This window comes from Streptomyces sp. NBC_00322, from assembly GCF_036147535.1.
GTDB lineage: Bacteria > Actinomycetota > Actinomycetes > Streptomycetales > Streptomycetaceae > Streptomyces.
Genome location: NZ_CP108019.1, coordinates 4,576,752 through 4,591,055 on the forward strand (window position 1 = coordinate 4,576,752; position 14,304 = coordinate 4,591,055).

General features: G+C 70.0%; 15 protein-coding genes. 11 read left to right on the forward strand and 4 right to left on the reverse strand.

Annotated features, from left to right (window positions below):
- Positions 1 to 22: 22 nt before the first annotated feature.
- Positions 23 to 958, forward strand: a complete 936-nt coding sequence (locus OG905_RS39170) for a pentapeptide repeat-containing protein (RefSeq protein WP_443043964.1) — start codon at positions 23 to 25, stop codon at positions 956 to 958.
- Positions 959 to 1,174: 216 nt separating this feature from the next.
- Here OG905_RS39170 and OG905_RS20780 read toward each other — a convergent pair whose 3' ends face one another.
- Positions 1,175 to 2,122: a hypothetical protein gene (locus tag OG905_RS20780; RefSeq protein WP_328674457.1), complete on the reverse strand. Its 948-nt coding sequence runs from the start codon at positions 2,120 to 2,122 to the stop codon at positions 1,175 to 1,177.
- A 788-nt stretch (positions 2,123 to 2,910) separates the two neighbouring features.
- Positions 2,911 to 3,156: a hypothetical protein gene (locus OG905_RS20785; protein WP_328674459.1), complete on the reverse strand. Its 246-nt coding sequence runs from the start codon at positions 3,154 to 3,156 to the stop codon at positions 2,911 to 2,913.
- Positions 3,157 to 3,428: 272 nt separating this feature from the next.
- On the opposite strand from OG905_RS20785, the gene OG905_RS20790 reads away from it, so the two are divergent.
- Both OG905_RS20790 and OG905_RS20795 read left to right on the forward strand, forming a co-directional pair.
- Positions 3,429 to 3,905, forward strand: coding sequence for a hypothetical protein (locus OG905_RS20790; RefSeq protein WP_328674461.1), 477 nt, complete (start codon positions 3,429 to 3,431; stop codon positions 3,903 to 3,905).
- A gap of 209 nt (positions 3,906 to 4,114) precedes the next feature.
- Positions 4,115 to 4,435, forward strand: coding sequence for a carboxymuconolactone decarboxylase family protein (locus OG905_RS20795; RefSeq protein WP_328674463.1), 321 nt, complete (start codon positions 4,115 to 4,117; stop codon positions 4,433 to 4,435).
- 114 nt (positions 4,436 to 4,549) lie between these two features.
- Here OG905_RS20795 and OG905_RS20800 read toward each other — a convergent pair whose 3' ends face one another.
- Complete coding sequence (locus OG905_RS20800; protein ID WP_328674465.1) at positions 4,550 to 5,080, reverse strand: hypothetical protein; 531 nt, start codon at positions 5,078 to 5,080, stop codon at positions 4,550 to 4,552.
- Between the two features lie 157 nt (positions 5,081 to 5,237).
- Positions 5,238 to 6,113 (reverse strand): bifunctional DNA primase/polymerase, encoded by an 876-nt coding sequence (locus OG905_RS20805; protein ID WP_328674467.1) that lies wholly within the window; start codon positions 6,111 to 6,113, stop codon positions 5,238 to 5,240.
- Positions 6,114 to 6,446: 333 nt separating this feature from the next.
- Here OG905_RS20805 and OG905_RS20810 point away from each other — a divergent pair, with 333 nt between their 5' ends.
- From OG905_RS20810 to OG905_RS20845, 8 genes are all read left to right on the forward strand, one after another.
- The gene (locus OG905_RS20810; protein ID WP_328674469.1) at positions 6,447 to 6,755 is read left to right on the forward strand and encodes a hypothetical protein; all 309 of its coding nucleotides are present in this window, start codon (positions 6,447 to 6,449) and stop codon (positions 6,753 to 6,755) included.
- A 191-nt stretch (positions 6,756 to 6,946) separates the two neighbouring features.
- On the forward strand, positions 6,947 to 8,137 hold the full coding sequence (locus tag OG905_RS20815; protein ID WP_328674470.1) for an acyl-CoA dehydrogenase family protein: 1,191 nt from the start codon (positions 6,947 to 6,949) through the stop codon (positions 8,135 to 8,137).
- Positions 8,134 to 9,039 (forward strand): bifunctional MaoC family dehydratase N-terminal/OB-fold nucleic acid binding domain-containing protein, encoded by a 906-nt coding sequence (locus OG905_RS20820; RefSeq protein WP_328674472.1) that lies wholly within the window; start codon positions 8,134 to 8,136, stop codon positions 9,037 to 9,039. The genes OG905_RS20815 and OG905_RS20820 overlap by 4 nt, the downstream gene beginning before the upstream one ends.
- Complete coding sequence (locus tag OG905_RS20825) at positions 9,039 to 10,112, forward strand: acyl-CoA dehydrogenase family protein (protein ID WP_328674474.1); 1,074 nt, start codon at positions 9,039 to 9,041, stop codon at positions 10,110 to 10,112. Before OG905_RS20820 ends, OG905_RS20825 begins: the two co-directional genes overlap by 1 nt.
- Positions 10,099 to 10,500 (forward strand): MaoC family dehydratase, encoded by a 402-nt coding sequence (locus OG905_RS20830; RefSeq protein ID WP_328674476.1) that lies wholly within the window; start codon positions 10,099 to 10,101, stop codon positions 10,498 to 10,500. The genes OG905_RS20825 and OG905_RS20830 overlap by 14 nt, the downstream gene beginning before the upstream one ends.
- A complete protein-coding gene (locus OG905_RS20835; protein ID WP_328674478.1) occupies positions 10,497 to 11,663 on the forward strand; it encodes a lipid-transfer protein in 1,167 nt (388 codons plus the stop codon). The genes OG905_RS20830 and OG905_RS20835 overlap by 4 nt, the downstream gene beginning before the upstream one ends.
- A 199-nt stretch (positions 11,664 to 11,862) precedes the next feature.
- Positions 11,863 to 12,435, forward strand: coding sequence for a SigE family RNA polymerase sigma factor (locus tag OG905_RS20840; RefSeq protein WP_266480768.1), 573 nt, complete (start codon positions 11,863 to 11,865; stop codon positions 12,433 to 12,435).
- A 210-nt stretch (positions 12,436 to 12,645) separates the two neighbouring features.
- The gene (locus OG905_RS20845; protein WP_328674481.1) at positions 12,646 to 14,292 is read left to right on the forward strand and encodes a long-chain fatty acid--CoA ligase; all 1,647 of its coding nucleotides are present in this window, start codon (positions 12,646 to 12,648) and stop codon (positions 14,290 to 14,292) included.
- The last annotated feature ends 12 nt before the right edge of the window (positions 14,293 to 14,304 follow it).

Sequence of the window (14,304 nt, forward strand, 5' to 3'; positions counted from 1 at the left end):
AACACTGCCAGGCCTCCTGGACATGAGCGCTTCTTCCCTTATCAAGGGGCGAGGAGACCGACAAGGCGACGGGGTGAAGGCTGTGAAGGCCTCCACCCCGTCGCGCCTGGCGTCGCGGCCCGGGCGTCAGGAACCCGTCCGGTCCATCGGCGAGGGCCGGCCACCGGGTGTCACCGCGGTTACCGCCATCGCTACCCGCGCCCTACACGGCCGGGACCGGGGCCGGGACCGGGGCCGGGGGGACCGGGGCCGGGGGGACCGGGGCCGGGGCCGCCGGGACAGGCACCACCGGGACCGGCTTCGGCTTGGCGGGGAGCTGCTTAACAGGCGGCTCCACCGGGGGCGGGGCCGGCTTCGCGGGGTCCGGCTTCGCGGGGTCCGGCTTCGCGGGGTCCGGCTTCGCGGGGTCCGGCTTCGCGGGGTCCGGCTTCGCGGGGTCCGGCTTCGCGGGGTCCGGCTTCGCGGGGTCCGGCTTCGCGGGGTCCGGCTTCGCGGGGTCCGGCTTGGTCTTCTCGACCTCGTGCTCGTCCTTCCAGTGATCCTTGTCCTTGGTATTCCAGTGATCCTTGTGGTGCTTCTCCCAGTAGTGGTAGTCGTTGTAGGTGTCCCAGAAGTACCACTTGTGGTGGTACTTCACCACGTAGTAGCACTTGTAATGGTCGTCCCAGTAGAACTTGTGGTGCTTGCTCCAGCAGAACTGCTTCTTGTTCTTCTTGTGCTTATTGGGCTTGTTGTGGTGCTTGCTCCAGCAGTAGTTCTTGTGGTGCTTGTCCTTATGCCCTGGGGTCATGGTCCCGACCGACGTGCCGGACGTCGGGGCCGCCGTTGCGGCGGTGGCCGGCAGGATGACGCCTCCGGCGACCACAACGGCAGACGCCACAGCCGTAGCGAGGCTGAGCCGACGCTTGGGATTGGTGCCCTTACGCTTGCGGATAATGCGAGTCACGATTCCTCCTGATGGTGAAAGGCACTTTCACGTGCCCCGGGGCCTTGTTTTCCTTCCGGTGTTTCCGGTGAGGCCCGCACTTCAAGTAGGCCCGCATCGTCCAACCGGGTCATGTTCCGAGGGCTCGGGACTTGACGGATTCAAAGACGCCAGGTAAGGGCGCGGAGGTAATACGCCAGCGCCGCCTCCGCTCCTGCAGAAAGCGACCTCTCGTCCGCAGCAGCACCGTCAGGCAAAACACTGCCGAAGTCCTACTCTCCGTGAATTCGCGATGTCGCGCGGGCTCAGCCCCAATTGAAAGCGCGGATCTTGCGCAGGCCGGGCCGAGGTCTGGGGCGCAGCCAGGACAGGTGACGGACGGTCAACCAGCCGTGGTCGGCAAATGAACTGTCTTGTACCGCAGGCCAGATACGTGTTGAGACGGTCCCAGAGGCCCGCCGAGCTTCTGGTGGGCGACGACTCGCAGGTCACGGCGCCGATCGGCTCCGACCGCCGCCGCGGTCCTAACAGGTCATCCATTTCGCCCGGCGGCGCAGGCAGCGAGGCAGTCGCCTGATCGGGCGGACAAGTCCCAGGGGGCGTGCCTCGGGCGTCGCCGTGGAGCTCGCAGTCGGGCTCCTCCTCCTGGTCGGTGGCCCGGTAGTGGTACGCGTCCGGCCACCAGTCGTCGTCCAGCCAGTCGTCGTCCTCGTCACCGCCCTCGCTCAGTACCCGGTCGGTGCCCCGCCACCTGCTGTGGTCGCCGATGCTCCTGAGGACGTGGAAACGCTGCTGCTCGTCCAGCGCCGCGAGGGACGGATGCAACTCCGCTCGGGTCCGGTCACCCAGCGGGTCCTCGCATGCCGTGCGGGCGCGGACCGCCTGGTGGGCATCGTCGGCGAACCAGAGCGCCGTCAAGCCCGCGGCGGCCGCGGCGGCGGCGGCCCATTCCAGGACGCCGTGCGGGCGCGCCATCACCAGCAGCACGGCCGCCAGGCACCAGAAACTCAGCAGCAGGGTGACGCCCATGCAGGCGCAGCAGGCCAGCAGCTGCCGCCCCTCGCCGTCCGGCATGCGGGGAATCTCGGGCAGCAGGTCGTCCCGCTCGCTCCGGTACGCGCTGCGCCGCGCCACGTACTCCTCGTTGCACCAGTCGATCCAGCCGATCGACACCGGCTCGGGATCGTGCCGGCGCACGGCCTCCAGCAGGGCGGCGGGCAGCGGATGGGCGGGCGTCCGGCCGGGGTCGCGGCCGGCCTCGTCGGGAGCGCCGCCCCTTCCCCGTCGATGTCGACGTACCCGCCGAGCAGCAGCTCGGCGGCGGCCGCCTCGGTCGCCCGGGACTCCATCGCGGCGGCGTGGTACGGCTCGAGGTCCAGGGCGGCGACCAGCCCGAGGATCTCGCGCCGGATCCGGGCCCGGCGCCGCCACCGGAGGCCGATGGCCCCGTACACGGCGGCGGCCACAGTGAACACCGATGCGGCAAGGACGAGTTGGAGCACGCCCCGAGGCTACGGCCGCGGGCGCCGGAGCCGACATGGGATTTTCGGCACGTCGGCATGATCCGCCGTACCTCTGGGGTCACGGTGTATCGAGACTTGCGAGAGCGTGCCGGATCGCCGCAAGAGCTTCCTCGTTGGTGGCGTTGAGCTGCTTGGCGGCAGCCGCGTAACTGCTTGCGTGTTCCGCTAGCTTCGCTTTGACGTCGGTAGTGGCCGCCGGGGCGACGACCTGGGTGCCAGAACCTCGGCGGCTCTTTACGAGGCCCGCAGTCTCCAGTTCGCGGTACGCCCGCACAACGGTGCGATTGACACACTTGGCTGCAGTGCCGGGGCGCGCGTGGTGGCCAACTCGGCGCGTATGTGATGGACACCGCGACTGCTGCGGGCCGCGACGGACGGCTCCAGTGACGTGACCATGATCAGCTAGGGTGACGGGCGCCCCGGTGCCGAAGCTCGGCGCTGGGTCGTTGGTTCCGGCGAGGCTCAGGAACTCTCGACGAAGCGGACGGACCAGGCGTAGCCGCTCAAGCCGTTGTGTGGGACCCGCCGGACTTCTCTGACCTCGCAGCCGTCGTGGGCGTACTTGCGGGCGAATCGGTCGAGGCGCTGCTCGTCGGTGAGATCCTCCATGGACAGCGGTGCTCCGACGACGAGGTCTTCGTGAAGGACTGTCTGCGGCGCGGCATCGTCCGAGCAGGCCGAGCAATGGTGCGTTTTGGGTAGGGCCATAGGATCAGTGTCCTCCTCATCTGGACGCCCCGAATCCCGACGCCCCGACGTTCACAGCGCACTCGGCCGGACCGCGCGGGCCCGCAGGTTCCGTTTGGCTCTTGATGGTCCCCGGCCGCCTTCGCGTATCTGGGCAGCTCGCCGCGGCGAGCTGGTGGGAGCTGCATGCCGAGGCATCAGCGCCCGGCACCACCGCATGCTGTGACGCTCCCGTTGCCGGAACTATGGGCTCCGTCACAGCCGTTGTGATCTTGTCCTGGTGCACTCGACGGATGGTGTTGCTGCTCCTGCTGTTCATCCCGCTCGGGCTCGTCGCTGCCTTGGCCTTCGTCGGCTACGGCTTCGGCACCCTGGGCCGGACCAGCCACCGGCGGGCCGACCGCGAGGTATGGCTCCGGAGCCTTGCCGCGATTCTCGGTGCCGTCGCGGCTGCCCTGTATACGTGGGGCCTGCTCCATCTCGCCGGAACGGTCATCGAGGCAGAGGACGGCGGCGCCGATTCGTCACCGCTTCGGCCCTGCCGGACACCGGGCCAGTGGGAGCGAGCGCTGAGCGTCGTCGACTACACCGTGGACTACGTGCCCCTCAGGTTCGTGTGCGAGACGAAGGGCGGAGGAAGCTACGCCGCCGAGTCCGTTCCCGGCTACATCAACCCGGCCGTGCTGGGCTCCGTGCTGGCCGCCGCCGCATGCGCCGGCGGCGCGGCCCTCGAATCGAAGCGCCGCGCCGGGGAAGACCCGGCCGTGTGATGCGGGAAGGCCTCGGCCCCCGGCTCGCCTCGGTGCTCAACTGCCTCCCGCGCCGCTGTCGAAGTGCTGTCCCTTCTTACAGAGCCGCCCTCGACAGGCAATCCGCGCGGAACGGACTTACGGTCGAGCAGTAGACGCTGCACCGGGATGCGGAGCATCATCTTCCGCCCGTTGATCCTCGTTCGACACCAACAGGAGACGACCCTGCCATGGCCACAGCATCTGAAACCCCGGTACTGGACACCCTCGCCGCGATGACGGTCGACTCGGTTGAGCGGTGCGGGCTGACCCCGGACATGTTCATGCTCACCCGCATCGCGGCCCTCGCCGCCTCGGACGCTCCGCCGATTTCCTACGTCGCCAACATCGACCCCGCCATCCAGGCGGGTATGACCGCCGACCAGCTGCAGGACGTACTGGTCGCCATCGCCCCCATCGTGGGTACAGCCCGTGTCATGACGGCAGCGGGCAACATCGCCCAAGCACTCGGCATCGCGATCGCCGTCGCCGATGCCGAGGCCCAGGGCTGAGCGCTGAGACATCGCCCCAGGTCTGGAGCACCACCGCACGTTGCGTGACGAATCGGCCCCGGACCGGTCAACGAAGCCGGTCCGGGCCGTTCGCGTGTCCCGGCCCGCCGCGATTCACGGTTGGGCAGGTTCGAAGCCGGCGAGCATCTGCTCGAGTGCCTGCTGGTCCGGGCCGACGAAGGGGTCCGCGCCCGGGGCGGCCTCGATGGTGTCGAGCATCGGCCCCGCCAGTGGGGACGCGGGCGGCAGATGGGTGCAGAGGACCAGTTCGGGGGCCATGGTGCGCAGGGGCTGGACCGTGGCAAGGTATTTGTCCTTGTCGACCACGCGGACCCAGGGGCTGTCGACCGTGGCCCACAGCAGTTGGGCGTCGTGCAGATCCCCGGCGGGTACGGCGCCGACGTCGTCGGCGACGGCCAGTTCCGCGCTCGGCATGTGTGCGCCGAAGCAGTCGGAGCTGAAGCAGGTCGCCGAGCGGTCGTCGTAGAAGCCGACGGTGCCGGGGTTGTCGAACAGCGGCGGCCGGAACGCCCTGAGGGTGCGGTCGCCGGCGTCCAGGGCCTGGCCCGGGTTGACCAGGCAGACGCGGTCGAGGGGCAGGGGCCGCTCGGTGGACATGATGCCCGCGCCGATGAAGGTGGTCACCACGCGTGCCTTGGGCGCCGCGGCGAGCAGGTCGAACAGGCCGCCGGTGTGGTCGCGGTCGGGGTGGGTGAGCCAGATCCAGCGACGTCGGCGGGCGATGGCGGGTCCCGCTACCCGTTCACCCGACCTATTCGCCCGACCCGTTCACGGGACCTGTTCAGTAGCGGCGCCCCGAGGTGAGCCGTTCCGCCGAGGCGATCGTCGCGCGGGCCTCCCGTTCGGTCAGGCCCGCGTGGACCGCCGCCTCGGTGAGGGCGTCCGCGAGCTCGTCGCCGAAGCCGTTCTCGTAGGCGCGGCAGGCCGCCCAGAACAGCCGGGTGTTGCGCTGGCCCTCGTGCGCGGCGAGGACGAACTGGACCAGGCCGTTGCCCTGCGCCGGGCGGGCCGGGCCGGCCTGTGTGGGGTGGTGGGGGCGTGCGGGGGGTGTCACGAGGCGCAGGAGTGCGCGGGGGCAGGGTGCGGGGGAGAGCTCGGCCGAGCCGGGGGCGAGGCGGTAGGCGCCGTGGGCGCTGACCGACCCGGGACCGACGAGATAGCCGCCCGCGCCGCGTACGTCGATGCCGGGGGCGAGCCTGCTCGCGGAATTCGGGACGACGATGTCGGGCGGGCCGGTAAGCCAGAGGTGGCGGCCGCCGCTCGGGGTCAGGACGGTGACCGTCTCGGGGATGGTGAAGAGGTGGCGCAGGGCCAGGTCCTGGAGCGCGGCGACGGAGTCGGCCGAGGACTTGGTGTCGAGGTCGATGCCGATCAGATGGTGCGGCGGCCGGCCGCACGCGATGCCGTAGCCGGTGGCCCAGGGGGCGGCGGCGAAGAGGGCGCGGACACCTGCGGGGTCGGTGGTGGCGTCGTGGACGCCGTGGCCGGGGAGGCCGCATTCGCCGCGGCACAGGACCGGCTCGGCCTCCCCCCGGTGAGGGGAGCGCAGGGCGGGGAGCTTGCTGGGGGACAGGGGAATGACGGGGAGCCCGCGCTCCGCGGCGGAGAGAGCGTGGGCGAGGGCCAGGGTGGCGCTCTGCCGGTCGGTGGTGGCCATGCCTCTATGTTCGTACAGGTGTTCGAAGAAGGGAAGAGGGGGCCGTCTCGGCGCACACGGGGGGGATGGCCGAAAATATGCCGTAAACGCTTCCTTCCTTGCCCTGCCTGGGTTTCGTGGTGTGCGCGGGCCTGAGCTGGGGTTTTGTGGGCGCGAAGGGGGTTTATCGACATGTCCTCACACTTGAGGGGGAATTGGGAGGTCCGGGGTGGTTCGCCGGGGATTCCCTGGGCAACTCTGATCTCGCGACGTCGTGACCACGATCCCGGGCGGTCGGCCAACTGCCTTGGAACAAGCCGTATTTCTGCAGTTCCAGTTCATGGAGGAAATGACATGGCATGCATCCGTACCGCCCGCGCTTTCGCCGCCGTCGCTGCCCTGCCCCTCGCTGCCGCACTCTTCTCGGGTGTCGCCCAGGCCGACAATGGCGCCTTCGCGGACGACGGATCGAACGCGGCGGTGGGCTCGATCATCGGCAGCGGAGTCGCCGGCGACAACTGGGGAAATTCGACCACCACCCAACAGGTGGCGAACGGAGCCGGAGCGTCCAACCAGAACAGCACCGCCAGTGTGAGCGGCTCCGGCTTCACGATGATCGACCAGTCCCATGCGGTGGTGAACTTCACGGATCTGTGGTGGTGACCGGCCCGATGGGGGGTTCGACCGAGGGGTGAACGACGGCCTGCGCGGCGGTGCTTCGGTGCCGTCGCGCAGGCTGTTGTGCGTACGGAGGCATTCGCGAGAGCGGCCGGGGCTGCGGCCGACCTTGACAGGGCACACGTATCTGACGGACAGTCAGAAACCCTGATCCGTACGCCCGGGAGGCGGCCGCCGTGCACCTCGCCCCGACGGAGCGGCAGCAGCAGCTGCGCGCCGAACTTCGCTCGTACTTCCGAGAACTGATGCCGGACGGACCGCCGCCCGCCGCCGACGAGCCGGGCCGCAGGCGGCTGCTGCGACGCATCGGGGCGGACGGGATGCTCGGTCTCGGCTGGCCCGTGGAGTACGGAGGCCAGGGGCGCGGCCCCGACGAGCAGTTCGTCTTCTTCGACGAGGCGTACCGCGCCGGTGCGCCCGTCTCCATGGTGACCCTGAACACCGTCGGTCCGACCCTGATGAAGTACGGCACCGAACAGCAGAGGTCCTACTTTCTGCCGCGCATCCTCAGCGGCGACCTCGTCTTCGCGATCGGCTACAGCGAGCCGGAGGCAGGGACGGACCTCGCCTCGCTGCGTACGCGCGCCCTCCGGGACGGCGAATCCTGGGTCGTCGACGGACAGAAGGTCTTCACCAGCAACGCCCAGAACGCCGACTGGATCTGGCTCGCCTGCCGTACGGACCCGCAGGCGCCCAAACACAAGGGCATCTCGATCATCCTGGTCCCGACCAACGCGCCGGGCTTCTCGTGGACGCCGATCGAGACGGTGGGCGGCCTCGCCACGACGTCGACGTACTACGACGGGATACGGGTACCCGCCGCGAACCTCGTCGGCGAGGAGAACGGCGGCTGGGGACTGATCACCAACCAGCTCAACCACGAGCGGGTGGCGCTCGCGGCGATCGGAATGCAGGCCGAGGATTTCTACGCGGCGGTGCTGGAGCGGGCGCGTACACCCGATCCGGTGACGGGTGAGCGCCGGATTGACGTGCCGTGGGTCCAATTCAGAGCGGCCGAAGTACATGCCCGGCTCGCGGCAACGCGCCTGCTCAACTGGCGTTTGGTGGGGGATGTGGGGGCGGGCCGACTGGCCCCCGGCGACGCGAGCGGCGTGAAGTTCGCGGGAACTGAATCCGCGGTCGAGGCGTATCGCATGTGCCAGGAAATCACGGGGGAAGCGGGGCTGATCCGGGCCGGCTCGCCCGGCTCGCTCGACATCGGTGCCGGGGAGCGTCCGCTGGGGGACGGGGAACTGGAGCGGATGAACAGGGCGGCACAGATCAACACCTTCGGGGGCGGGGTGAGCGAGGTGCAGCGGGAGATCGTCGCGACGATGCGACTCGGCATGAGGAGGGGGAAGCGGTGACGGACCTGTATGAGCGGTTGAAGGCGTACGAGGGGCGGGCGGCCACCACCTCGGGCGTCGGCAAGGACCTGGTCAACGAGCCCATGATCAGGCACTGGTGCGAGGCGATGGGGGACACCAACCCCGCCTACAGCGGGCCCGACGCCATAGCGCCGCCGACGATGCTGCAGGCCTGGACGATGGGCGGTCTCTCGGGGCACACGGACCGGTCGGCGGCGCACGACGAGCTGTTCGGACTGCTCGACGAGGCGGGCTATACCTCGGTCGTCGCTACCGACTGCGAGCAGGAGTATCTGCGGCCGCTGAGGCCCGGGGACCGGATCACCTTCGACGCGGTGATCGAGTCGGTGTCGGAGCTCAAGACGACGAAGCTGGGGGCCGGCCACTTCGTCACGACACGCATGGACGTGAGGGCCGACGGCGAACCGGCCGGGACGCATCGCTTCCGGATCCTCAAGTACGCCCCGGCCCGGCGGAAACCGAAGCCCCCCACGGCCAGACGACCACGGCCGGTGATCAACCGGGACAACTCCGGATTCTGGGAGGGGGTGGCCGCACACAAACTGCTCATCCAGCGGTGCGGCGGATGCGGGACGCTGCGCCTGCCCTGGCTGCCGGGATGCGGGGCGTGCGGCTCGGCGGAATGGGACACGGTCGAGGCGGGCGGCGCCGGGGCGGTCTACTCGTACGTGGTGATGCACCACCCGCCCTTCCCGGCTTTTGACCCGCCCTACGCGGTGGGGCTGATCGAACTGGCCGAGGGCGTCCGCATGGTCAGCAATGTGGTCGGCGTGCCGTACGACAAGGTGCGGATCGGGATGCCCGTACGGCTCGAATTCCTGCGGGTGGACGAGGAGTTGGAGCTGCCGGTCTTCAGTGGTGCTCAAGGGGGTGCGGGCTGATGGACTTCACGCCCACGCAGGAGCAGACGGCCGCGCGGGACCTGGCGGCTCGGATATTCGGCGACCTCTCCACTCATGAGCGGCTGGTCGCCGCCGGGACCGGTACGGACGCGGAGTTGTGGAAGGCGCTGTGTGCGGCGGGCCTTCCGGGGGCCGCCGAGGACATAGGTCTGCTCGGTCTTGTGCTGCTTCTGGAGGAGCAGGGACGGACCACCGCTCAGGTGCCCTTCGCCGCGACCTGCGTCTACGGAGTGCTGGCGGTGGCCGCGCACGGCACGGACGAGCAGCGGGCCCGGCTGCTGCCCGCGCTCGGCGACGGCACGGCGGTGGCGACCGGGGCGTTCCCGGCACGCGGCGGCATACAGGTCTTGGCGCCGGGCCGGCTGAACGGCTCGGTGCCGCTCGTGCCCTGGCTGCGGGACGCCACGCACGTACTGGTTCCGGATGGCGACCGGGCGCTCTGGCTCGTACGGACCGCGGATGCGGAGGTGACGGACGTGGAGACCATGGCGCCCTGGGCGGCGGGACGGCTCGTGCTGTCCGGCACCCCGGGCGAGCGGCTGGGCGGGCCCGGTGCGTACGAGTCCGTATTCGCCCTGGGCCGTACCGCGTTCGCGGGACTGCAGGCCGGGGTGTGCGCGGGCTCGCTCGCCCGGGCCGTCGAACACACCTCGGCCCGCGAACAGTTCGGGCGTCCGCTCTCCACCAACCAGGGCGTGCTGCTGCGCGCCGCCGACGCGTACATGGACACCGAGGCGATACGGGTCACGGCCTACGAGGCCGCCTGGAGGCTGGACGAGGGGCTCGACGCCGCCGCCGAGGTGCTGACCGCCGCCTGGTGGGCCGCCGAGGCCGGCCGGCGCGTCGTCCACGCCGGGCAGCATCTGCACGGCGGGACCGGTGCCGACCTGGACCATCCGGTCCACCGGCACTTCCTGTGGGGCCGCCAGCTGGACGCCTACCTCGGCTGCGGTCCGGAACTCCTCGCCGAACTCGGCCAGTTGCTCGCAAAGGAGCCCGTAACCGCGCAGGAGCCCGTACTGACCAAGGAGCCCGTACGTGAAAGCCGGTGACGAACTCCCGCCGCTCACCATCCCCATCACCCGCACCCTGATCGTCGCCGGAGCCGTGGCCTCGCGCGACTACCAGGACGTGCATCACGACACGGAGCTCGCGAAGGAGAGGGGATCCCCGGACATCTTCATGAACATCCTGACGACCAACGGCCTGGTCGGGCGGTACATCACCGACTGCCTCGGGGAGCGTGCCGTACTCCGCAAGGTCGCCATCCGGCTCGGCGCGCCCAACTACCCGGGAGACACGATGGTGTTGAGCGGTACGGTCGCCTCCGTCGAGGGCGGCACCGCCGAAGTGCGGGTCGTCGGCGCCAACGGCATCGGCAACCACGTCACAGGCACGGTGACCGTGAGCCTCGCACCGAGCCCGGAGGGCGCCCTATGAGCATCCGCAGCCGGGACACGCTCGGGAGCAGGGCGGCCGTCGTGGGCATAGGGGCGACCGAGTTCTCCAAGGACTCCGGCCGCAGCGAACTGAAGCTGGCCGTCGAGGCGGTGCGTGCCGCACTCGACGACGCCGGCCTCTCCCCGGCCGACGTCGACGGCCTGGTGACCTTCACCATGGACACCAGCCCGGAGATCACCGTCGCCCAGGCGGCGGGCATCGGCGAGCTGTCCTTCTTCTCCCGTATTCACTACGGAGGCGGCGCGGCCTGCGCCACCGTGCAGCAGGCGGCGCTCGCGGTCGCCTCCGGGATCGCCGAAGTCGTCGTCTGCTACCGGGCGTTCAACGAACGGTCCGGTCGGCGCTTCGGCTCCGGGGTGCAGCAACGCGAGCCGTCCGCCGAGGGCACGGCGCTCGGCTGGAACCTCCCCTTCGGGCTGCTCACCCCCGCCTCCTGGGTCGCCATGGCCGCGCAGCGCTATCTGCATTCGTACGGGCTGACGCCCGACGCGTTCGGCCATGTCGCCGTCACCGACCGCCGTCACGCGGCGAAGAACCCTGCCGCGTACTTCTACGGGAAGCCGATCACCCTCGCCGACCATGCCGCGTCGCGCTGGATCGTCGAGCCGCTGCGTCTCCTGGACTGCTGCCAGGAGACCGACGGCGGTCAGGCGATCGTCGTCACCAGCGCCGAGCGGGCCCGTGATCTGCGGCAGCCGCCGGCGGTGATCGTCGCGGCAGCGCAGGGTGCGGGCCGGGCTCAGGAGCAGATGACCAGCTTCTATCGCGACGATCTCACCGGGCTGCCCGAGATGGGTGTTGTGGCCCGGCAGCTCTGGGCGACGTCCGGGCTCGCCCCCGGCGATATCGACGTCGGCATCATCTATGACCATTTCACCCCGTTTGTGCTGATGCAGTTGGAGGAGTTCGGGTTCTGCGAGCCCGGCGAGGCCGCGGAGTTCGTGGCCGCGGACGCGCTGCCGCTCAATACCCATGGCGGGCAGCTCGGCGAGGCGTATCTGCACGGGATGAACGGCATCGCGGAGGCGGTCAGACAGCTGCGCGGCACCTCGGTGAACCAGATACCGGGCGCGTCCAGGGCGCTTGTCACCGCGGGCACCGGCGTGCCCACATCCGGGCTCGTCCTGGGCGCGGAGGGCTGAGGGATGGCTGAAGGACGGCTTGCGGCGGCTTGCGGCGGCTTGCGGGCCGAGGCGAAGCCGCAGCTGCCCGTATCCCAGCGTCAGGGTGTCCTCCACCTTCAGGAGGTGGGGGCAGCACCACCCGTACAACCTGAGGCGGACACCGCTTCGGGACCTGGGGCCGATCCGCGACCGTAGTGCCCGCTCCTAGCGTGGACCTATGACCACGCCAGTCTGCACAAGCGCTTCGAAGGCCGCCGCACCGGCGGCCTCGTACACGCCGAACGCGCGCTATGCGACCTACTCATCGTTTTCGTCGTACGTACGGGCGCGGGGGCCCGTGCTGCTGCGAACAGCCCGCTCGCTCACCGCGAACCCGAGCGACGCCGAGGACCTGCTGCAGACCGCGCTCACGAAGACATATGTCGCGTGGGAGCGGATCGAGGACCACCGGGCGCTCGACGGCTATGTGCGCCGCGCACTGCTCAACACCCGCACCTCGCAGTGGCGCAAGCGCAAGGTCGACGAGTTCGCGTGCGACGAGTTGCCCGAGCCCGAGACCGTGCCCACGCCCGATCCCGCCGAGCAGCAGGTGCTGCACGACGCGATGTGGCGCGCCGTGATGAAACTGCCGGACCGGCAGCGGGCGATGGTGGTGCTGCGGTACTACGAGGATCTCAGCGAGGCCCAGACGGCCGAGGTGCTCGGGGTTTCCGTCGGCACGGTCAAGAGCGCGGTGTCGCGGGCGCTCGGCAAGCTCCGCGAGGACCCGGAGCTGGCGCCCGTACGCTGACCGGCCCCGGCCCGGCCCCGTCTCCCGTGCCCGCTCCGCGGCCGCGCCCGCACCCCTCCCGTCTCACCTGTTTCCGCAGTCCCTGCTGTTTCCGCACTGATCTTCCGGCGCCGATTGATTACCTCCGGGTAGTGACATACCAATCGGTATGTGAGCAGAATCTTCCCACCCTTACTGCCACGTAGCGCTAGCGCCCACCGGGAGGACGCCGTGCTGAGCACCATGCAGGACGTACCGCTGACTGTGAGCCGCATCCTTCAGCATGGGATGACGATCCACGGGAAGTCACAGATCACGACCTGGACAGGAGAGGCCGAGCCGCAGCGCCGGAGCTTCGCGGAAGTCGGCGAGCGGGCGAGCCGCCTGGCCAACGCCCTGCGCGACGAGCTCGGAATCGACGGCGACCAGCGCGTCGCCACCCTGATGTGGAACAACGCGGAGCATGTCGAGGCGTACTTCGCGATTCCCTCCATGGGCGCCGTACTGCACACCCTGAACCTCCGCCTGCCCGCGGAGCAGCTGGTGTGGATCGTCAACCACGCCGCCGACCGGGCCGTCATCGTCAACGGCTCCCTGCTGCCGCTCCTCGCGCCGCTTCTGCCGCACCTGCCGACGATCGAGCACATCGTCGTCTCCGGCCCCGGGGACCGTGCGCTGCTCGACGGCGTGCAGGCGCGGGTGCACGAGTACGAGGAGCTGATCGCCGGCCGTCCGAGCACGTACGACTGGCCGCAGCTGGACGAGCGCTCCGCCGCCGCCATGTGTTACACCTCCGGCACCACCGGCGACCCCAAGGGTGTCGTCTACTCCCACCGTTCCATCTACCTGCACTCCATGCAGGTCAACATGACCGAGTCGATGGGGCTGACGGACCGGGACACGACCCTCGTCGTGGTCCCGCAGTTCCACGTCAACGCCTGGGGCCTGCCGCACGCCACGTTCATGACCGGCATCAACATGCTGATGCCCGACCGTTTCCTGCAGCCCGCCCCCCTCGCCGAGATGATCGAGCGCGAGCAGCCCTCGCACGCCGCGGCCGTCCCCACCATCTGGCAGGGTCTGCTCGCGGAGGTCACCGCCAACCCGCGGGACCTGAGCTCCATGAAGCAGGTCACCATCGGCGGCGCGGCCTGCCCGCCGTCCCTGATGGAGGCGTACGACAAGCTGGGTGTGCGGCTCTGCCACGCCTGGGGCATGACGGAGACCTCCCCGCTCGGCACGATGGCTCACCCCCCGGCCGGGCTCAGCGCGGAGGAGGAGTGGCCCTACCGCGTCACCCAGGGCCGTTTCCCGGCGGGTGTCGAGGGGCGGCTGGTCGGCCCCGGCGGCGAGATCCTGGCCTGGGACGGCGAGTCGGCCGGTGAGCTGGAGGTGCGCGGCAGCTGGATCGCGGGCGCGTACTACGGCGGCGCGGGCGGCGAGGACTTCAGGCCCGAGGACAAGTTCAGCGAGGACGGCTGGCTGAAGACCGGCGACGTCGGTGTGATCAGCAGCGACGGCTTCCTGACGCTGACCGACCGGGCGAAGGACGTCATCAAGTCCGGCGGCGAGTGGATCTCCAGCGTCGATCTGGAGAACGCGCTGATGGCACACCCGGAGGTCGCCGAGGCGGCCGTGGTCGCGGTCCCGGACGCCAAGTGGGGCGAGCGGCCGCTGGCGACCGTGGTACTCAAGGAGGGGTCGACCGCGGACTACGAGTCGCTGAAGGCCTTCCTCGCCGAGAAGATCGCGAAGTGGCAGGTGCCGGAGCGCTGGGCGGTGATCCCGGCCGTTCCGAAGACGAGCGTCGGCAAGTTCGACAAGAAGGTGATCCGCAAGCAGTACGCGGACGGCGAGCTGGACGTCACGGAGCTGTAGCCGGGCGGAGCC

Excerpts from the sequence above, each read along its gene's own strand:
- OG905_RS20840 (WP_266480768.1), top strand. The coding sequence starts at position 11,863 with ATGACCACGCCAGTCTGCACAAGCGCTTCGAAGGCCGCCGCACCGGCG.
- OG905_RS20810 (WP_328674469.1), top strand. The coding sequence starts at position 6,447 with ATGGCATGCATCCGTACCGCCCGCGCTTTCGCCGCCGTCGCTGCCCTG.
- OG905_RS20835 (WP_328674478.1), top strand. The coding sequence starts at position 10,497 with ATGAGCATCCGCAGCCGGGACACGCTCGGGAGCAGGGCGGCCGTCGTG.
- OG905_RS20785 (WP_328674459.1), bottom strand. The coding sequence starts at position 3,156 with ATGGCCCTACCCAAAACGCACCATTGCTCGGCCTGCTCGGACGATGCC.
- OG905_RS20825 (WP_328674474.1), top strand. The coding sequence starts at position 9,039 with ATGGACTTCACGCCCACGCAGGAGCAGACGGCCGCGCGGGACCTGGCG.
- OG905_RS20795 (WP_328674463.1), top strand. The coding sequence starts at position 4,115 with ATGGCCACAGCATCTGAAACCCCGGTACTGGACACCCTCGCCGCGATG.
- OG905_RS20805 (WP_328674467.1), bottom strand. The coding sequence starts at position 6,113 with ATGGCCACCACCGACCGGCAGAGCGCCACCCTGGCCCTCGCCCACGCT.
- OG905_RS20790 (WP_328674461.1), top strand. The coding sequence starts at position 3,429 with ATGGTGTTGCTGCTCCTGCTGTTCATCCCGCTCGGGCTCGTCGCTGCC.
- OG905_RS39170 (WP_443043964.1), top strand. The coding sequence starts at position 23 with ATGAGCGCTTCTTCCCTTATCAAGGGGCGAGGAGACCGACAAGGCGAC.